This is a genomic window from Pseudomonas yamanorum (assembly GCF_900105735.1).
Classification (GTDB): Bacteria; Pseudomonadota; Gammaproteobacteria; order Pseudomonadales; family Pseudomonadaceae; genus Aquipseudomonas; species Aquipseudomonas yamanorum.
In genome coordinates this window covers 6,527,682-6,547,480 of sequence record NZ_LT629793.1, presented here as the reverse complement: position 1 = coordinate 6,547,480, position 19,799 = coordinate 6,527,682, and the positions used below count along the sequence as shown (strand labels likewise).

17 protein-coding genes are annotated in these 19,799 nt (G+C 60.5%); 12 read left to right on the top strand and 5 right to left on the bottom strand.

Annotated features, from left to right (window positions below):
* Positions 1-55 precede the first annotated feature (55 nt).
* Genes BLU46_RS30445 through BLU46_RS30435 form a run of 3 tightly spaced genes read left to right on the top strand, consistent with a single transcriptional unit; the run spans position 56 to position 2,514 of the window.
* Positions 56-1,483 carry a nucleobase:cation symporter-2 family protein gene (locus tag BLU46_RS30445; protein ID WP_093209346.1) on the top strand — a complete coding sequence of 476 codons (1,428 nt, stop codon included), beginning with the start codon at positions 56-58 and terminating at the stop codon, positions 1,481-1,483.
* Between the two features lie 13 nt (positions 1,484-1,496).
* Positions 1,497-1,958: an LEA type 2 family protein gene (locus BLU46_RS30440; protein ID WP_093209342.1), complete on the top strand. Its 462-nt coding sequence runs from the start codon at positions 1,497-1,499 to the stop codon at positions 1,956-1,958.
* A 4-nt stretch (positions 1,959-1,962) separates the two neighbouring features.
* Complete coding sequence (locus tag BLU46_RS30435; RefSeq protein WP_093209334.1) at positions 1,963-2,514, top strand: GNAT family N-acetyltransferase; 552 nt, start codon at positions 1,963-1,965, stop codon at positions 2,512-2,514.
* Positions 2,515-3,339: 825 nt separating this feature from the next.
* Here the strand turns inward: BLU46_RS30435 and BLU46_RS30425 are convergent.
* Entirely contained in the window at positions 3,340-4,263 is a 924-nt protein-coding gene (locus BLU46_RS30425; protein ID WP_063033954.1) for a carbon-nitrogen hydrolase family protein, read from the bottom strand.
* Positions 4,264-4,372: 109 nt separating this feature from the next.
* Positions 4,373-5,257: a LysR family transcriptional regulator gene (locus tag BLU46_RS30420; RefSeq protein WP_063029529.1), complete on the bottom strand. Its 885-nt coding sequence runs from the start codon at positions 5,255-5,257 to the stop codon at positions 4,373-4,375.
* A 119-nt stretch (positions 5,258-5,376) separates the two neighbouring features.
* Here BLU46_RS30420 and BLU46_RS30415 point away from each other — a divergent pair, with 119 nt between their 5' ends.
* The 3 genes from BLU46_RS30415 (at position 5,377) to BLU46_RS30405 (ending at position 9,103) form a co-directional block, all read left to right on the top strand.
* Positions 5,377-6,765, top strand: a complete 1,389-nt coding sequence (locus BLU46_RS30415) for a M20 family metallopeptidase (protein WP_093209329.1) — start codon at positions 5,377-5,379, stop codon at positions 6,763-6,765.
* A 68-nt stretch (positions 6,766-6,833) separates the two neighbouring features.
* Positions 6,834-8,123 carry an MFS transporter gene (locus tag BLU46_RS30410; RefSeq protein ID WP_063029525.1) on the top strand — a complete coding sequence of 430 codons (1,290 nt, stop codon included), beginning with the start codon at positions 6,834-6,836 and terminating at the stop codon, positions 8,121-8,123.
* Positions 8,124-8,179: 56 nt separating this feature from the next.
* A complete protein-coding gene (locus tag BLU46_RS30405) occupies positions 8,180-9,103 on the top strand; it encodes a LysR family transcriptional regulator (protein WP_172834561.1) in 924 nt (307 codons plus the stop codon).
* On the opposite strand, the gene BLU46_RS30400 is transcribed toward BLU46_RS30405, so the two are convergent.
* Positions 9,078-9,329, bottom strand: a complete 252-nt coding sequence (locus tag BLU46_RS30400; RefSeq protein ID WP_003217960.1) for a hypothetical protein — start codon at positions 9,327-9,329, stop codon at positions 9,078-9,080. The two genes, BLU46_RS30405 and BLU46_RS30400, sit on opposite strands and share 26 nt — an antisense overlap.
* Positions 9,330-9,504: 175 nt before the next feature.
* Here BLU46_RS30400 and BLU46_RS30395 point away from each other — a divergent pair, with 175 nt between their 5' ends.
* A complete protein-coding gene (locus BLU46_RS30395; protein ID WP_003217958.1) occupies positions 9,505-9,825 on the top strand; it encodes a DUF883 family protein in 321 nt (106 codons plus the stop codon).
* 40 nt (positions 9,826-9,865) lie between these two features.
* Here the strand turns inward: BLU46_RS30395 and BLU46_RS30390 are convergent, their stop codons facing one another.
* Entirely contained in the window at positions 9,866-10,903 is a 1,038-nt protein-coding gene (locus BLU46_RS30390) for an Ldh family oxidoreductase (RefSeq protein WP_063029522.1), read from the bottom strand.
* 170 nt (positions 10,904-11,073) lie between these two features.
* Between BLU46_RS30390 and BLU46_RS30385 the strand changes: the two genes are divergently transcribed.
* A complete protein-coding gene (locus tag BLU46_RS30385; RefSeq protein WP_093209321.1) occupies positions 11,074-16,194 on the top strand; it encodes a DUF6543 domain-containing protein in 5,121 nt (1,706 codons plus the stop codon).
* A gap of 41 nt (positions 16,195-16,235) precedes the next feature.
* Here BLU46_RS30385 and BLU46_RS30380 read toward each other — a convergent pair whose 3' ends face one another.
* Positions 16,236-16,505, bottom strand: coding sequence for a PepSY domain-containing protein (locus tag BLU46_RS30380; protein WP_063029520.1), 270 nt, complete (start codon positions 16,503-16,505; stop codon positions 16,236-16,238).
* A gap of 150 nt (positions 16,506-16,655) precedes the next feature.
* On the opposite strand from BLU46_RS30380, the gene BLU46_RS30375 reads away from it, so the two are divergent.
* From BLU46_RS30375 to BLU46_RS30360, 4 genes are all read left to right on the top strand, one after another.
* The gene (locus BLU46_RS30375) at positions 16,656-17,651 is read left to right on the top strand and encodes a FecR family protein (protein WP_063029518.1); all 996 of its coding nucleotides are present in this window, start codon (positions 16,656-16,658) and stop codon (positions 17,649-17,651) included.
* A gap of 319 nt (positions 17,652-17,970) precedes the next feature.
* Positions 17,971-18,417, top strand: a complete 447-nt coding sequence (locus BLU46_RS30370) for a hypothetical protein (RefSeq protein WP_063029516.1) — start codon at positions 17,971-17,973, stop codon at positions 18,415-18,417.
* A 1-nt stretch (position 18,418) separates the two neighbouring features.
* Complete coding sequence (locus tag BLU46_RS30365) at positions 18,419-18,976, top strand: adhesin (RefSeq protein WP_093209316.1); 558 nt, start codon at positions 18,419-18,421, stop codon at positions 18,974-18,976.
* Positions 18,977-19,055: 79 nt separating this feature from the next.
* Positions 19,056-19,760, top strand: a complete 705-nt coding sequence (locus BLU46_RS30360; protein ID WP_093209312.1) for a hypothetical protein — start codon at positions 19,056-19,058, stop codon at positions 19,758-19,760.
* Positions 19,761-19,799 lie beyond the last annotated feature (39 nt).

Sequence of the window (19,799 nt, the reverse complement as noted above, 5' to 3'; positions counted from 1 at the left end):
ACAACTGGCACTTTCTGGCATCCTGCGCCTCCTTTTTCCTACCCGGGCCCGTATTTTGTCTGACACTCAAACCCCTCGCCCCCGTTATAAATCCGACCTGATCTACGGCCTCGACGACCGCCCCCACTTCAGCGCGGCGATATTCGCCGCCCTGCAGCATGTGCTGGCCAGCTTTGTCGGCATCATCACTCCGACGTTGATCGTCGGCGGCGTGCTGGGCCTGGAAAGCGAAGTGCCGTACTTGGTGAGCATGGCGCTGTTTGTGTCGGGCCTCGGCACCTTTGTGCAAGCCCGCAAGTTCGGCCCGGTGGGTTCGGGCCTGCTGTGCCTGCAAGGCACCAGTTTTTCGTTTATCAGCGTGATCCTGAGCGCCGGTTTCATGGTCAAGGCCCGGGGCGGCGGCACCGATGAGATCCTGTCGACGATCTTCGGCATCTGCTTCTTCGCAGCGTTTATCGAAGTGGTGCTCAGCCAGTTCATCGGCAAGCTGCGCAAGCTGATTACCCCGGTGGTCACCGGCACCATCATCACCTTGATGGGTTTGTCGCTGATCAAGGTGGCGGTCACCGACATGGCCGGCGGCTATGGCGCCAGCGACCTGGGCGCCGCCGGCAACATGGGCCTGGCAGCGCTGGTGTTGCTGACCATCGTAGTGCTCAACCGCTTCAATAACCCGTTCCTGCGCCTGGGTTCGATCGTGATCGGCCTGACCCTCGGCTTTGTGGTGGCCTGGTGGATGGGCCGTGTCGACCTGGCCGCCCTGCCCCAACTGCCGATGATCAGCGTGCCGGTGCCGTTCAAATACGGTTTTTCGTTCGACTGGGTAGCGTTTATCCCGGTGGCGGTGATCTTCCTGATTTCCCCGCTGGAAGCCGCCGGTGACCTGACGGCCAACTCGATGATTTCCCAACAGCCGGTCAAGGGCCCGCTGTACATCAAGCGCATCAAATCCGGCCTGCTGGCCGACGGCCTCAACTCGGTGATGGCGGCCACCTTCAACAGCCTGCCCATGGTGACCTTCGCCCAGAACAACGGCGTGATCCAGTTGACCGGCGTGGCCAGCCGTTACGTAGCGTACTTCATTGCCGGGCTGCTGGTGCTGTTGGGCCTGTTCCCGATGATCGGCGCAGTGTTGCAACTGATGCCCAAGCCGGTGCTGGGCGGCGCCACCCTGATCATGTTCGGCACCGTGGCCGTGGCCGGGATCAAGATCCTTGCCGAAGCCGGCCTGCACCGGCGCAATGTGCTGATCGTGGCAATCTCCCTGGGGATGGGCCTGGGCGTGGCGGCAGTCCCGGAAGTACTGCGCGAGCTGCCCAAGGCCCTGCACAACATCTTCGAGTCGCCGATCACCGTGGGTGCGTTCTGCGCTATCGTGCTGAACATCTTCCTGCCTGAGGAGTTCATAGAACTGGAAGAAGATGAATTTGATCCGGAAGCCTCCACCCTCAAAGTGATGCAGGACCCGGACGTCACGCAATAGGAGAACCCGTTTTATGCGCAAGCTCATGGTTTTGTCACTGCTGCTACTCACCCTGAGCGCGTGCGCGCTGTTCCCCAACCGCGACCCGGTGAACATCAACGTGGTGGGCATCGAGCCGCTGCAAAGCCAGGACCTGGAAGTGCGTTTCGCGGTGAAGCTGCGGGTGCAGAACCCGAATGAAACCGCCATCGACTACAGCGGCGTGGCCCTGGATCTGGAGGTCAATGGCCGGCCGCTGGCGTCCGGGGTGAGTGACCAAGGGGGTTCGATCCAACGTTTTTCGGAGACGGTGCTGACGGTGCCGGTGAGTGTTTCGGCGTTTTCCGTGTTGCGTCAGACCCTTGGCTTGAGCCAGACCCAGAGTTTGAATAACCTGCCCTACGTGTTGCGCGGGAAACTCGCGGGTGGCCTGTTCGGCACCATGCGCTTTGTGGATCGCGGGACCCTGGACTTTCCCAACACTGCCACTTGGTAACGACATGGATGTGCAACCTACGCTGTATACCGAACGCCTGATCCTCAGGCCGCTGACGCTGGAGGATGCCGAGGGTGTCCAGCAGGAGTTTGCGCACTGGGAAGTGGTGCGTTATCTGAATGCTCAGGTGCCTTGGCCGTACCCGGCGGATGGTGCGCGCAGCTATCTGGAGCATGTCGCGTTGCCGGCCATGGCGCGGGGGGAGGAATGGCATTGGTCGATCCGCCTGAAGAGCGCGCCGGAGGTGTTGATTGGTAATGTCAGCCTGATGGATGAGGTGGATAACAACCGGGGCTTTTGGCTGGCGCCGCAGTGGCAGGGCCAGGGGTTGATGGCCGAGGCCAGTGCGGCGGTGACTGAGTATTGGTTTGAGGTGCTGGAGCGGCCCGTGATGCGCGTGCCCAAGGCGGCGCCGAACGTGGCGTCTCGCAGGATTTCCGAGCGGACGGGGATGCGGTTGGTCAGGACGGATGAGGGGCAATTTGTGGCTGGGAGTTTGCCCAAGGATATCTGGGAGATTACTCGGGAGGAGTGGCTGGAGGGGCGGCGGGGCTGAGGTGGGTTTTGGGTGTATATCCGTTATTTAGGTAACGGCCGCCTAGGGTTCCGCTCTTACAGCGGCTCACTTTTGAAAAGCGCAAAAGTAAGCAAAACGCTCTTGCCCCACCACTCGGCACCTCGCCTAGGCTCGGTGTGCCCTCACTCCGGCTTTGGACCGTGGGCCGCCGCGATGGGCCATCCTTGGCCCAGCGCGGCTAACCCGGCGTCCTGCCGGGTTACCCACGCTCCAAAGCCTGCGTTCGGCCAGCGTGGTTTAACGGGGCGCCTAAGATCAAGATCAACAGCAAGAGCACAGCGGCCTCCCGGCCGGCTTGAGTGTTAAAAGCAAAGGCACAAGCCAAATCAAAAGCGGGCACGGTCAAATGTGGGAGCTGGCTTGCCTGCGATGGCATCAACTGGGTGTACCTGATGCACCGAGGTGTCTGCATCGCAGGCAAGCCAGCTCCCACAGAAAAGCAGAGCTGCATCAGCATCAGATTTGGCTTTCGCTCTGGCTTTTGATCTGGCTTTTAACACTCAAGCCGGCCGGTAGGCCGCTGTGCTTTTGCTTTTGATCTTGATCTGACTGCCCCAATAAGCCCGAGGCCGAACGCAGGCAGTGCGGAGCGGGTAAACCGGCAGGACGCCGGTTTAGCCGCGCTGGGCCATGGATGGCCCATCGCGGCGGCCCGCGGAGCAATGCCGGAGTGAGGGAACACCGAGCCTAAGCGAGGTGCCGACAGGCGGGGCAGAGCCCTTTGCTTACTTTGGGGCTTTTCCAAAGTGAGCCGCTGTAAGAGCGGAACCATAAGCCGCCGTTACCGAAGAAACGGATATGTACTCAACCCAAAAACCGCACACCGGGCTTAGCACGCTCATCCACCGTCAATTCGAAAATATCCGGCCGGGCATAGTGCCCAACCACATCATAGTCATACCGCGCCCGCACCAAATCATCCGTATCAATCCGCGCCACCAGCAACCCCGCCCCACCGAGCAATGGCCCGGCAAGAATGTCCCCCATGGGCCCGACAATCACACTGCCCCCCGCGATCAAAGGCCGATCCACCGGCCAGTTCGCAATCTCCACGCCCAACGCTTGGGGTGACGCCTGCACCTGACACGCACTCACCACAAAACACCGCCCCTCGTGCGCAATATGTCGCATGCTCACCTGCCACATTTCCCGCTCATCCACCGTCGGTGCACACCACACTTCCACGCCCTTGGCGTACATCGCCGTACGCAACAACGGCATCATGTTCTCCCAGCACACCGCGCCACCGATGCGCCCTACCGCCGCGTCAATCACCGGCAACGTCGAACCATCACCCTTGCCCCAGATCAGCCGCTCAGTGCCGGTAGGCATCAATTTGCGATGCTTGGCCACCAACCCGCCCGCCGGCTCGAAATACAGCACCGTGCAATACAGCGTGCTGCCACTGCGCTCGATCACGCCCAACACCAGGCTGGCCCCGGTGCGCGCCGACAAACCGGCCAGCGCTTCGGTCTCCACACCCGGCACATCAATCGCATTGGCAAAATAACGGGCAAAGGCTTCACGCCCCTCAGGCAGGCGATAACCCAGTTGGGTGCCGAAACCTTCACCCTTGGGATACCCCCCGAGCAACGCTTCTGGCATCACCACCAGTTGCGCACCGCTGCGCAGGATTTCGTCCTCGTAGGACAGGATCTGTTCCAGGGTCTCAGCCTTGCCACCCGGCAAGGAACCGATTTGCAGCGCAGCCACGGTAGAAACAGGCATCACGATCACTCCGAATCAATGGGGGTTGCCCATTCTCCGGCCAGCGCCAATCATGAATAAAGCCCACTTCGCTGCTAACTGATATGAGCCAGATAAATATCATCACCCTTCAAGTCAGATCTTTCAGGGATCCGATCAGGGTTTCGATAAACAGCTCCAGGGCCACCGGTAAAGCGCGCTTGGGCATGGTCAGGACTTGAATCGACCGGTCCGAAAACTGCGGGTTCGACAGCGCAACGGACGTCAGGTCGTCGCTTCCATTCGCCCGATGACTGATCGCCCCACCAAACGCGATGGTGTCCGTGTGGCGAACGAACTCATGGATGGCGCCCGAATAATTGCAGGTCATCACGTGGTTAAACGACAGCCCTTCCATCTGGCAAACCAGGTCGAACAATTGCCGCTGGGTAGAGCCTTTTGGCGTCAGCGCCAACGGGTAAGGTGACAGCGACCGAAGAGGCACCTGCTTGAGCGTCGCCAATGGATGTCCCACCCGCATTACCGCGCGGATCGGTGAGCGGCTGGAATGCCGGACTTCAACACCGTCGATAGGCTCGGTACTGAATACCAACCCCACATCGGCTTCGCCGCGCCTCACTTTATCCGCGCAGTCGTGGGGCGACATCACTTCCAGCACATACTGGAAAGCGGGATTTTGCTGGTAATGCCGGATCAGCACCTGAGGCAGGAAGTAGCGGGACAGTCCCTCGGTGGACACCAGCCGTACTACTTTCGCCCCGGGATAATCACCCGCCCGTAGCTCCGACAGCAGGCTTTGTTCCTCCAGCGAGGCACGTCGTGCGTGGTCGGCCAAGGCGTTGCCGGCAGCGGTTGGCTGCATGCCCCTTGGCCGGCGCTCAAACAGTGGCACCCCGATGGTTTCTTCCAGCAGCGATATCTGTCGGCTCACAGCACTGGACGCAATGTGCAAGCGTTCGCCGGCAGCGGCCAGCGATCCTGTATCGAACACGGCCAGGAAATAACGATAATCCACAGTTTGATTCCTTCACCAAAGCATCTATTTATTAGAAGGCAAACGTCAAAAAACAGCAATATACAGACCGGTACGTGACTTCTATATTGGATTGAATCTCAGCCCGCACCGGAACGGTCATGTCCAAGCAACAAGCGCTCGCGAATGTTCGTCAGTACCTGGCCGACGGCCATTTTGAAGCCGATTTACGTCGCCGGATCGCCATTCGCAGCGAAAGCCAGAACCCCGGCCAAGCAGACGAACTGACGCGGTATCTGCGACAGGAAATACAACCCGCGCTGATCGCAATGGGCTTCGAATGCCAGTGGCTCGACAACCCCTCGGGCGCAGGGCCGATGCTGTTCGCATCACGCCACGAAGGGGCTGATTTGCCGACGGTTTTGACGTATGGACATGGCGACGTAGTGCTGGGGTATGACGAGCAATGGCGGGCGGGGCTCAGCCCTTGGGCGTTGACCGTAGAAGGTGACCGTTGGTATGGCCGCGGCACCGCGGACAACAAGGGCCAGCACAGCATCAACCTGACTGCCCTCGAACACGTCATCAAGCAACGCGAGGGGCGTTTGGGCTTCAACGTTAAAGTGCTGTTCGAAACCGGCGAAGAATGCGGTTCTCCCGGGCTGCGGGAGGTTTGCACAACGCACCAGGCGCTGTTGCAGGCCGATGTATTCATCGCCTCGGACGGGCCGCGCTTGAACGACAGCCGCCCGACGATATTCCTGGGCTCCAGAGGTTCTGCGCTGTTTTCCCTTGAAGTCAATGCGCGCGACAAGGGCCTTCACTCCGGCAACTGGGGCGGCGTGATGTCCAACCCCGCCGTGGTACTGGCCAATGCCCTGGCCAGCCTGGTGGACAAGAACGGCCGTATTCGCTGCCGAACGCTGGTGCCTGGCGCCATACCCGACTCAGTCCGCGAAGCCATCCGCGACCTGGGTATCGATCAGAATTCCCTGGGCCGTCCTTTGGATGTGCACTGGGGCGAGCCCGACTTGACCCTGGGCGAGCGACTCTTCGGCTGGAATACCGTGGAGATCCTGGCGTTTACCGCAGGCAATCCAGCCAAACCGGTCAACGCCATTCCACCCCGCGCCATTGCGCATTGCCAGTTGCGCTTTGTGGTCGGCACAGACTGGCAAAACCTGCAAACGCTGCTGCGCCAACACTTGGACGCCAAGGGTTTTCAACAGGTCGATATCGTGATTGACCGTTGCACACCCGCCAGCCGACTGGACCCCGATAACCCGTGGGTGCGCTTCGCCAAGCAGTCGATTGCCGACGTCACCCACCGGCCTATCGCCGTGTTACCGAACCTTGCGGGCACCCTGCCCAACGATATATTCGCTGACATCTTGGGTTTGCCCACCTTGTGGATACCCCACTCCTACCCCGGCTGTTCACAACATGCTCCGGATGAGCATCTGCTGGGCTCGGTAGTCCTCGAAGGGCTGCAAATCATGACCTCGCTTTTCTGGGACCTGGGTCACCTCGCCCCCGTCAAACCACAATAAAAAAATCGGGGTCCGCTCGACCCTTTTTATCTGCCGCTCACCCCCTTATAAAATCAGGAGCGTCAAGCATGTCAGCGTTATCGTCCCCCACCGTTTCAGCCACGGTTGCAAAGGCAACTCCCCTTTGGAAACCCGTCGGCGCGGCCTTGATCGGGAATACCCTTGAATGGTTTGATCTGTCGGTGTACGCCTATTTTGCGCTGACCATCAGCAAGGTATTTTTCCCGGCCGCCGACCCGGCCGTCTCGCTGTTTCTTGCCTTTGCGACCTTCGGCCTTTCGTTTCTGATTCGGCCATTGGGTGCGGCCGTGCTCGGTTCCTATGCCGACCGGGAGGGACGCAAGAAAGCGTTGACGCTGTCCATCATGCTGATGCTGATAGGGACTGCGATGATCGCGGTGATGCCCAGCTATGCAGCCATCGGGATAATTGCGCCAATTGGTATTCTGTTGGCCCGTCTGCTCCAAGGCTTCTCGGCAGGTGGTGAATTTGGCAGTTCCACCGCCTTCATGATGGAACACGCACCGCAAAAGACCCGCAATTTTGTCGCAAGCCTGCAGTTTGCAAGCCAGGGCTTCGGCGTGGTCATCGCCTCATTGTTCGGCTACTTTTTGACCACCAACCTGAATGATCAACAGATGTTCGACTGGGGTTGGCGCGTGCCATTTTTCTTCGGCCTGATCCTCGCCCCGGTGGGCCTGTACATACGGCGCACGGTGGATGAGTCGCCCGACTTCAAGGAAAGCCAACCGGGCTCCCGGCCGTTGCGGGAGGTGCTGCTCTCGCAGAAGACCTTGTTGCTTGTGGCGATGGGCGTGCTGATCGTGTCGACGGCGTCCAACTTCATGATCAAGTACATGCCGTCTTATGCCTCGACCACCTTGGACATTCCCCAATCCACAGGCTTTCTGGCCACGCTGTCGGGCGGGCTCATCCTGACCGTGGTGACGCCGGTGGTGGGGTTCATCACCGGTTATGTCAGCCGGATCAAAATCATGTTGTGGGCGTCGAGCATCTACATCCTCGCAATCTTTCCGGCATTCGCCTGGCTCAACAGAGTACCGAGCGCCACCTCGTTGTTATTGGTGGTGTCGATGATGGCGTTGATCAAGGCCGTTTACTTCGCACCGTTGGCATCACTGATGGCCGATGTGTTTCCTGTCCGCACCCGAGTCACTGGGATGTCACTGAGCTACAACTTGGCCGTGACGATCTTCGGTGGCTTTGCTCCGGTGATTGCAACCGGGCTGATCGCGCTGACCGGCTCGCAGCTGGCGCCGAGCTTTTACCTGATAGCGGCGGCAGCCCTCAGCATTGGCGCGCTCGTGGTGGCAAAGAGAACGTTGCGGCTGGTGTAGCACCTGTCGAGACGTTATATATTCGGGACATATCCACGTCACATGATATGAACCCAATGAATATCGCCAACGTTGATCTCAACCTGCTGAAAACCTTCGAGGCCCTGCACGACGAATCCAGCGCCAGCCGCGCCGCCCTGCGCCTTGGCGTCACGCAGTCGGCGATCAGTGCGGCGTTGCGCCGTCTGCGCGAGGTGTATGGCGACCAATTGTTCGTGCGCACCGGTCGAGGCCTGGCGCCGACCTTGCGCGCCAACCAGTTGAAACCGGTGATCAGCGAAGCCCTGGATCGTTGCCGCCAAAGCCTGGCGATGGTCGACCCCCAGGGCAGCCAGTATCAGGGCCGTTCGGTGGTCGTGGGGTTATCGGATGATTTCGAGATCGCCTACGGCCGCCGGCTGATTGAAGAGATCGCCCGGCGTGCGCCAAAGCTGCGGCTGATTTTCCGCCAGACCCACAGCCAGATCGTTGCCAGCGCCCTGCTCGACCGCAGCCTGGACCTGGCGATCACTGCCGGCGGGTTTGCCGAGCGCCGGTTGAGCCGCCAGGTGCTGGGGGAAGGCCATTATGCGTGCCTGGTGGACCCCGCCAGCCTGGCGCCGGGGCAACAGGCTATCGACCTCGACGAGTTCGTCAGGCGTGAACATCTCTTGGTGTCATCCGGCGGGTTCATCGGGATTACCGACGAGGGCCTGGCCGCGCAGGGGCTGAGCCGGCACGTCGGCGCCTCAACCACACACTTCGCGGCGCTGCCGTTTCTGCTCAAGGGCAGCCAGGCGGTGGCAACGATTCCCGGGCATGCGGCCCAGGCCATCGCGCAGATGACCGGGCTGAAGGTACTGCCCTGCCCGCTGGCGTTGCCGCGATACCCGGTGGAGCTGGGCTGGCGCACCCAAGTGCAACTCGATCCGTTGCTGCTTAAGGTGCGCGAGGCGATCGTCGCCTGCTTTGCGCTTATTTCGCCGCCATCAGGCGATTGACTTCACTGCGCACCATGTTCGAGAACTCCGGCGGTGACATGCCGTCCAGTTCCGCACGCACCCATTCGGCCCATTTGCCCTTGCGCTTGGCGCGCTCGCCAAACAGGCGGGCGGCCTCGCCCTTGGCTTTGCCCAGGTTGCTTTGCCACAGGTCGTAGAGACGGGACTTTTCATCTTCCAGCGCGGCGCGCTCGGCAAGGGGCTTGTTGGCCAGATTGAAGCTCATGTTGAATTACCTGCTGCACAAATAGGTGACATCTTACACTGTAGGTCGAAATTTCCTGGCCTGGATTTCACCTAAGCTGACCGTAGGAAAAAAACTGCAACTTTTGCCTGCTTCAAACACTCCATTCTTCATCAAGCGCATTCATTGCCACATTCACCCGCAAGGAGTTAACCCAATGGCCCGCAAATCTGCCGCCCAAGCCGTCGAAGACCAAATCAAGGATCAAGCCTTCAGTGAACTGACCGCGCTGATCGAAGAATCGGACAAGCTGCTCAAAAGCAGCGCGTCACTGGTGGGGGAAGAAGGTGAAACCCTGCGTGAACAGGTCGCCATCAAGCTCAAGCAAGCCTTGGACTCGGTGTCCAACGTGCGCGAGCGCAGCAAGCCGGTGGTGGACGCCACCGAAACCTATATCGGTGGCCATCCATGGCAGACCGTAGCGATTTCCGCCGGGTTTGGCCTGGTGGTCGGCCTGTTGCTGGGCCGCCGCAACTGATCTGATGTAACGGCTGCGCCCTCCCCGGGCGCAGCTCGCTTCAGGCCTGTGCCAACACCCGCAACCGACTCAACTCCTGCGTTTCGATCTCAATCCCGCCTGACAGCGACTTCGCCCGTGTGCGATGGCGCCGATCCCCCGGCAAACGCCGCAACCCTGCCGCATGCATCTGTCGCACCAATTCCTGGCTGCGCTCGGCGAAGCTTTGCCCGGCGGTCTTGCTCGGGTCGATCACGATCAGCAACTGGCCGGTCCACGGTGTACGGGCGCCGGGGTGATCGGACCAGTTGAACTCAAACGAGAAGTTACCGCCCGTGAGGGCTGCCGCCAGCAACTCGACCATCATCGACAGGGCCGAACCCTTGTGCCCGCCAAACGGCAACAGCGCGCCGCCTTCGAGGATCGCCTTGGGGTCCTGGGTCGGCTGGCCGAGGCTGTCCACCCCCATACCGGGTGGCAGGCGTTCGCCCTTGCGTGCGGCAATCTGTACATCGCCGTGGGCAATGGCGCTGGTGGCCAGGTCAAACACGATGGGCAGGCCATCGGCGCGGGGCGCGGCGAAGGCAATGGGGTTGGTGCCGAACAGTGGGCGGTCGGCGCCGTGGGGCACCACGCAGGTCATGCTGTTGACCACGCTCAGGGCCACCAGGCCTTCTTCGGCGAAGGGCTCGACATCCGGCCAAAGTGCCGCGAAGTGGTGGGAGTTATGGATGGCCAACAGGGCAATCCCGGCACTGCGGGCCTTTTCCACCAACAACGGGCGGGCGGCTTGCAGCGCGGGTTGGGCGAAGCCATTACCGGCATCCACCCGTACAAACCCGCTGGCCACATCCTCGACCACCGGCACGGCCTTGCCGTTGACCCAGCCACTGGCGAGGGTCGAGACGTAACCGGGAATACGGAATACACCGTGGCTGTGGGCGCCGTCGCGCTCGGCGCTGGCGCAGTTCTCGGCCAGCACTTGGGCCACTTCGGCCGAGGTGCCATGGCGCACGAATACCTGGCGCAGCAGGTCGGTCAATTGCGCAAAACTGAGTCGCTCTGATGAAGACTCGACATCCAAAGGCGATGCAGACATCTGAAGCTCCCGTTTAATTATTGGAATGGGCAACAGCGTACAAGAATCGGTCCGTCGATTAGACAGGGTTTGCCCCATGGCTGTCGACAGGGAGTGCCAGACATATCTAGCCCCTCGTGGCGTCAGGCCTGGGTAGGTTGCAGACACGCAACTCTTCAAGGATCAGGATGATGAGCCACACCCCACTCCCGTATTTTTTCCCCGAAGCCATGCGTGTGGGCTGGAGGGCACTGGCCCGTGAGCGCCAGCTGAACATCGACAGCAGGGATATCGAGTTCCTCGGCAAGGTGTTTTTTGCCAGCGATGCAGGCCGTCGCCAACAGTCGCCGTCAATGATCGCGCAGCGCATCTGGTTGAATAAAAACACCGTCAATGCCGTCGAACTGGCCGGCAGCTTCATGATGAGTTCCACCAGCGCCTACCCACATGCCTGGCTCTACACCCCGTACGGCGGCCTGGAAAAATTCGACAGCCCCACCCACGTGCTTGCAGCGTTGACCCAGCGCTTGAAAATCCCGGCCGACACCCCGCGACTGCTGTGTTTCCTGCCCTTGCAACAACAGGCATCGCAAGTGCTGGACAACCACCTGGTGCTTACACCGGAGGCGATGCTCGATGACGTGTTTGGTGAACAGGAGAAAACCCTCAAGCGCTATCAGGCGGTCAATCGCCAGGCGCTGCTGGCGGAGTTGAAACAGTTGCCGTCATTGGGCGCCCTGCTTTCAAACCTGCTTGAAAGCATCTGCCGCCCACTCTTCCCCGGACTCGCCCCCAGCGAAGCCCATGTCAGTTTTTTCGCCAGGCAACCCGCCGGGCACACGATGCCGCGCTGGCTAGACTCGCTGCCACTCAATGACGCTGTGCTGTTGTATTACCGTGAGCAAGCCTGGCCAGCCGGGCAAACCCGGGTGTTTTTCCATCCCAAGCGGCCTGAGGACGTCAATGACCCTGAACGCAAGGCCCGCGACACGCAACGCTGGGAAAGCGTGATCAAGCAAGCGGCCGGCCAACTGATCCCGTTCCTGCACAGTGCACTGGAGACGTTCTGGAACACCGAGATCACTCCGGGCGTCTCGCGTCGGGCCTGGTTCGCCCAGGCCATGGCCGCCAACGCGCGCCTGGATCTGCTGTTCAAGCGCCAGCAATCCATCATCAGTCCAGAGCAAAGCCAGGTCTTGGCAGCGCTGTACTCATCTCAAGCGCCTCTAGGCGGCCAGACACTGCACGTGGAGAACGTGAAGATCTGGGAGCAGCCGGCCAACGCCGTCGAGCTGGCCAGCACCTTGATGATCGGTAACTCGCAGACCTTTCTCTACACCCCCGACAAGGGTTTGCAAGTACTCGGAACCTACGACGACCTGATGGACACCCTCAAAGCCATGGTCAAAGCGCCAGGGTACGAAGACGACCTCTACAACCTGATGTCTCTCGAGGAGCGGGCGTTGTTTGTCGGGTTCAAGACGCCGCAGTTTTCCGGCACTCCCATCGCCGGCAATCTGTTTGAGCAAGTGCTCGAAGCCATCATCGGCAAGCAGCAACAGAACCTTCGCTATGCGCTCGATCTGTACCGGCGCACCCGCGCCGGTATTGAACCCTCGGCCTTGCTCGACTACGCGCTGGACGTGCGGTACATGATCGACAGCCACCTCCCGGGCCTGGATACCGCGGGACGCTGGACGCCTCATTCGGTACTGGCCGACCCGACCCGCCCGGTGTCACTGGCCGGCGACCGGGCCGCTCTGCTGCACAAGCAGTTGGCCAACATCCGGGACACACTGGCAGCCCAGGTGCACGCCCAGCCCACGCTGGCCAACACCGTCAATCAGGCACTCACCTTGGAGTTCAACCGCCGGCGCCTGACTGGCCAGGACCCCGAGAAGATCTACGTCAATCGATACGCCGCCGGCGCAAGCGCGACTCAGGCCACTGAGCCCTTGGAAAGCCAGAGCCTGCGCAGTTACTTTCTTGCGCGCCTGATACAGGGGCGCGGGCCAATTCCGCAAACGCCACACTACGGCCTTTACGCCAATCAGGGCAGTGGGCTCGTCACACCGCTGACCGGCCTCGACATCTCGCAAGCCAACGCAGTTCTCGATGCCGCACTGATCAAGTTTCATAACTACAACATTGCTGATATTCCTCGCGAACACCTGGAACAGCTCAAGGCGCCGATGGCCCATGCCATGGCGGTGGCGATCCAGGGCGAAGCCAGGCTCAGGCGCCTCAACAACAGCCTGGACGCCCGTGATGAGTCAATCGTGCAAACGGTGTTTGATCTTCAACACCCTGATCGCCACCGGCGCCAGGGCCTGGGCGGATTCATTCCGGATGCCTATGCGTTGACCGTCGAACCCGAGGGCCTGACGCAACGGGTGCCCCTGGCCCATTGCCTGATGCTCACCGAGCGCGGCGGCCTGGACCCGTCCCACTCAGGCCGGGCCGTGCTGTGGACTCCGGCGCGCGGCCTGGAGAGTTTCGCCAACGTCAGCCAATTGCAGACAGAACTGCAACGGCGACTGGCTGCCCCGGACCTTCGCAGGCAGCTACTGGCCAATCTCGACCCGCGCTATCTCAAGCCGCACCAGGCCTGCCCACTCGGTCAGTTCATGCTGATCAACGGCGCGGTCGCGCAAGACCGCCAGCAGTCCTGGATTGATCACTACAGGGGGCAACGGGCCCACTGCCTCAGCCTGACGTTATCGGGGGACGCCTTGCTGAAGCGTCTCGGCGAGCTGGAAAAGGCCTTGCCGGCCAACGACCTGGGCCATGCCTCACAAATCGCCCAGACCTTCATGGCGCAACAATCACTGCCCGCCTGGTTGGGGATGGCGTCGGTCAGCCAACAGCGTCGCCATGTCGAAATCCTTGAGCAATACCGCCATAGCCTCACGGGCGACAAAGACTACCTGGACGATTTCCTGTCGCTGCCACAGTACGTTGGCAGCAAGCTCGGCGAGCTGTTGCAGGCCTATGACGTACGCCCCCAAGACGTCTACATCCTCCCCAAGCTGGTATTGGCCGGCCAGCGACAGAACCTGGTGGACTACGCCCTCAATCACGTCAGCCAGCAAGCTGCTGCATTCGATGTCGAGTCTGCGGCTGCTGGCCTGACACCTGCTGTGGTGCGCCAGATCCTCGCGCGCCTGCCCCTCAAGCAAGACCACCAGGCTTGCCTGGCCGAAAAGCTTACGCCGGGCAAGCCAGGTGCCGAAGCACGGGAACAGCGATTTATCCGGCAACTGCCCTGGCAGTTGCTGCAAAACGCCCATGCGCTGAGCCTGCAGGAACTGCTGTCACCCGCGGGCTTGAGCCTGGTCGAACAAGTCCTCGACATGCCGGATGCAATCGCCCGTGCAGCGGTCAACGGCGCAACCTCGACGGTCCGTCCCCTGGAGTTGATCGCCACGACGGGCGCTCGCACCATCAAGGCTCTTGGGGTCTACCTGATTAACGCCGCCGAAAAGGCGCCCCTGGTGATGTATGCACCTTACGGTCCGCAGCAGGCGTTCCAGGAATTCGAAAACGAGGCGGCTCTAATCCGTCGGCTTAACCTGCCCGGCCCGTTGCAGGACTGGGTGATCGGCCGCCTGCCAGAGGCTGAGCGAGCCACGTATAAAAACCTTTGGGCCAGCACGGTCGGGAGAACCTCGGAAATCATCCTGGCGGACAATCCGATCAAGGGCCACGCGCTCAAGCAGTTGTACCGCGACAACATTCAGTTGATTTCGAGCCTGTTTGAACAGCAAAACCAGGCCAATGGCCGGTCAGCCTGGGACACCCTCAAGGCATTGTTTACCCATGGCCTGCAACAGGCGCAGGCGTTGCTACCGGGCAAGCTGATGGTGCCGTTGGTGATCTGGCAAAGCTACACACTGTTCAAGGCCTCTGCCGAAGACTTGCAGCAACATCTATGGCGCGACGCGCTGCAACGCTTTATTCGCGGTGTCGCGCAAATGGCCTCAATACGTACATTGATGGATGAACCACCGACACCAGGCACCGCCCCGCCGCAGCCCGCGCCGACACAAACAGCCAGAGCCTGGCAAGACATCGATATCACCGCCCAAGCCCGGACCCGGCTGCAAGCATACGAAGCCAACGACATCAGCCTCGATAACCTGACGGCAGGCAACTCGGGGGTCTACACAGCGACAGACAATCGGCATTACCTGCCTTGCGCAGGCAAGGTCTATCGAGCCAAACCGGTTGATGGCCATTGGCGGCTTTTCAGTGCACGGTCCAAAGGGCCCTATGTGCGCCTGGATGCCGAGCGCAAATGGACTCTGGACCTGGGCGCCTCGGTTCGCCGCCATGGCCCTGGCTGGAGTGCCATGATGGAACGCCGGGAAGTGAGGGCAGAGGTGGACCGGGTGATGAATGTCGAAGCTCGAGGCCTGAGCGAAATTCGGCGTATTTCGCCCCTCAGGGCCCAGGCGATCGTCGAGGCACTGGACCTGGCTACCTTCTACCTGCACAACTGCCAGCAGAACCTGAAACTGCTCGACCATCAGTACCCGCCCGTGACCCGGGTGCATCGCTTCATCAACCGCTTCTTCGGCATCCCGATAGACGCCGACACCGGCCCGGCCAAATTTCCGGCAGTCCTCGCGCAAAAGCTCATGGACACGGTGACCGCCATCCTCGATGAGGCGCTGGAACCGGCACTCTACTCGCTCAACTCCCGGCGTTTCGTCTCCGGCGCGCATATCGCCGAACCCGAACGGCATTGGGCGTTTACCATCGACGGGGACCCGGATCGTCGCATCTATCTCACCGAAAACTTCTTCAACCCGCCCACAGCCGATTTCGAAGGGCACCTGATCAATCACTTCGATCAAAGAGCCCATGCCCGTGCGACTACGTTGATTCATGAGTTGACCCATATCGTGAGCAACACCGCCGACGTCGCCTACCTCAATTCCACATCGCCTTTTTCCGACCTGATCGAAGTACAAACCCAAGCCGGGCGCGATCTTCGGGACTGGCTGCGCAACGTGCAGGAGAATGCGTACTCGATCAGTACGCCTATCGGGCAATTGTTCAAATCATCGGACGCGTGGGGGGCTACCGGGTCTGATCTGGGAACCGATCCGGAAGATGACTACATCAAGCAGCAGATTCTTGCCACGACCGGAGGCGTGGACTTGAGCAATGCACGGGGAATTTTCAAAACCAACCTGACTCGGCGGTTCAACACACAGATGGATAACGCTGACTCATTGACCTTGCTGATCACAACGTTGGGACGACAACTGGACGCCGTGCCCTCGATTGCCGAAGGCACGCCGTAAGCTACGGGTGCAGGCTACACGCCTGCACCCAGTCAGCTCATTCAGTCTTTCTGATCACGCAACACATTGCCCGACTCACCGTCGATGCGGAACTCATAGACGACGCCATCGGCCTTGCGTCCCTCACCTTCCCAGTAGCCGTCGTTATCGGCTTCGATCTTGTAGATCTCGACGTAGCCGGCTTTGGTCTTGGCGGTCTCGATGGCTTTTTCAATGGTGATCCAGCCTGCGCCTGGTTTGTCCGCGAGGGCGGCTCCAGCACTGAACAAGGCGGTGGTTGCGACAATGGCGGCTAAGGTTTTCTTAAGCATTTTCGTGCTCCATTAGGGATTGAGTGTTAGCTGTCCTGATTTTTAGGGCCTTGCAGACGAGAATTAGTTCCAATTGATGTGCATTCGCCATGATGGTTGTTCTCGCCGTCCTGCTGTGGAGGTTAGAATGTGCGAAATCAGGATGAGTTAATGACAGATAAGTCCCTATCAGAAGCCGAATATGACGCCATCACCGATGCCGCTGCGCACTGGTGCATGCGTCTGCATGCCAGCGATTGCACGACGGCCGAGCGTCGGGCCTTCGAACAGTGGCACGATGCGCATCCACTGCATGCCTTCGAATACGCGGCGATGCTGGAAATCTGGGACGTTGCCGATCACCTGCCCCGCAGCGAACCGGCCCCTGCCGTGGTGCGACTCCAGCCTCGCCGCCGTTTAAGCAACTACGCAGTAGCGGCGGCGATATGCCTGGTGGCCTTGCCACTGGCGGCCTTCACCGGCTGGGAAGCCGGTTGGTTGCCCAGCGCCTATAAGCATTACGAAACCGAAAACAGCCTGCGCCAGGTCACCCTCGATGATGGCAGCCAGGTTGAGCTGAACCTGGGTACCGAGCTGGTCTACAGCCATTACAAAGACCAGCGCCGGGTCACCCTGAAAAAGGGTGAGGCTTTTTTCAACGTCAGCCATGACCCGCAACACCCCTTCATTGTCCACGCCGGCGACGGTCAGGTTCGGGTGACCGGCACTCAGTTCAACGTGTGGAAATACGAAGACCATGTGCGGGTCATGCTGCTGGAAGGCTCGGTGCTGGTGAGCAGCGATGACGCCCACAGCGGCCTACGCCTGTCGCCCGGGATGCAGGCCAGCTACAACCGTGGCGACGCCAGCCCCCTGGCCCAGCCAATTGCCCCGGGCGACACGGCCCTGGCCTGGCGTGAAGGCAAGCTGATCCTCGACAACCTGGCCCTGGCCGACGCGTTGCCGTTGATCAACCGCTACCTGAGCAAACCGGTGATGCTGGCCGACGCCGGCACCGGCGCGATCCGTATTGGTGGCATCTACAACATCAACGAGGTGTCCAACCTCGTCCCCTCCCTGCCCAAGGTCCTGCCGGTCTACCTGACCCAGAACCAGGACGGCAACCCCGTACTCAATTCGATTCCGCGTAAAACACCAAAGGGCTGACCCTGGAGACAGGGCGTATGCCCTCCTCCACGGACGTTCTCTGCCTGGAACTGTCCACTTTTGAAACACTTGCACCGGCTGAGCTGACAGCCGGCTGCGGGCTGCCAGGTTTATGGCGGCCGGTGTTTCATTCCTGAGACAGCTGCCGAGCGAGTTGAACGCGGGCCGGGTGTCTCACCGTTGAAACACATCTCGCCGGCCTTTCTTTTTCAGCACCTCCAATCCTTTGAATTAATTAACAAAACAAAAAGCGGCACAGCTCCTGCTCTCTTCCTGACAACGCTGTTTAGGGTCAGCGCCAAGAATAAGGAATGCCGTCGTGAAGACACTTAATCCAGGCTCATTGAGCCTCCTGCTGATCAGCTGTGTACTGAGTACCAGCGTGAGCCTCCCAGTGCTCGCGGCAGGCGACGGCGTGATCGTGATTCAACGCACCGTCCACGGCCACATGGCCGGCCGCTCTGCCGGCGTTGACCCCAACCCCACTACCGTGAACGCCAACCCGGCTCCCCAGATCCTGCGGGCCACCAGCGAGCTGAGCGACAACGACTACGCCAACATCAGCAGCGGCTCCAGCATCACTCGCGCCATCCTGCCTGGCGGCAACCTGCCCGGCCTGACCAACAACGGTGGCGGCGCGGGTCTCGGTGGTGGTGCAGCGGCCGGTCATGGCGGCGGCTCCAGTCTCTCCGGCCAGATCAACGGCTCAATCTCCCGTGGCATGGCGCCCCTGAACAACATCGGCAGCCTGATGGGGGGCCAATGAGATGAAATATTCCTGGTTATTCCTCGCGATCCTGGGCTGCTCGGCCGCCATGGCTGACAACAGCGCAGTGATCGACAACTCCGGCAAGCAATACAACGGCGTCGTCTCGATCAACCAGGCGGCCGGCGATCAGCAGCAACAACTCAACAGCCGCGCCATTTCAACAGGCACTAACACCCAGGCTGGCGGCTCGATCAGCCAGACCCTCGGCGGCGCACCAGCCGACCGCTCCCAGAGCGCCAAAGTAGCGATCCAGGGCAACTCTTTCAGCAATGGCAACGGTGTGCTGGGCGTCAACCAGTCGGCCGGGGCCAACAACCAGATGATCAATGCCGTGCGGATCAGCGTAAACGCTGGCCCGCAAAGCATCGACGACAGCGCCATGTCGCAACAGAACGTGGCGCTATCACCAAACTCAGGGTTCACCTCTACCACTGGCAGCCGCCAGGTCGTCACAAGCGACCAGGCCTTCACCGGCAGCCGTGGAGTGGTACAGGTGAATCAGAGTGCCGGGGTGGGGAACCGCATGGCTAACGCCCTGAACGTACAGATCCAATGATTCATTGGAGCTTGAAGCTGGACCGTACCAACACTTAACCAACTAATTAGAAGCAAGGGGAAATACCATGAAAACTACAATGGCTCTTAAACCACTGGCCTTCGCTCTCGCTGCAATCGTCGCCAGTGCCGCACACGCCGGTGGCTATCACCACCCTCAACCTGCTCCTACCTCGGTAGTGGCAGCGGTTTCCGATGCACAGTCGACCAGCAGCAACAAAGTGCTCAATCTCGGCACTCAGAACAACGCATCGGCCAACAACTCGTTGAACGGCAGCAGCGGCAACGCCCAGGCCAACATCGCCGCCGGCGACGGCAACCAACAAGATAACCAGACAGCCATTGCCGCCGGCGATGCAGCTACCGTGTTTGCCCTGGGCACCATTACCCAAGACAACCACAACAACACCTCGATCCAGGTGGCTACCCACAACAACGCGTCGCTCAACAACTCGGCCAACGGCAGCTCCGGCAACCTGGGTGTGAACGCTGCGTCGGGTAACTTCAACCAACAGAAAAACCAACTGGCAATTGCTACTGCCAGTGGTGCCGCCGCCGCTGCATCGAGCAACACCACTCAAACCAGCGTCGACAACACCTTCCTCAATACCGTGGCTACTCAGTCCGGCCACTGGGGCAGCAGCACCTACCTGCCTGTCGTGAACAACGCCAGCGCCAACAACTCGCTTAATGGCTCTTCGGGCAACCTGGGCGCCAACATTGCTGCAGGCGTGGGCAATCAACAGGGCAACACCACTGTGATTTCCTCCGGCGTACGTTTCTGATGCAACGGGGCCTTGGCAACAAGGCCCCTTTTTATTCCA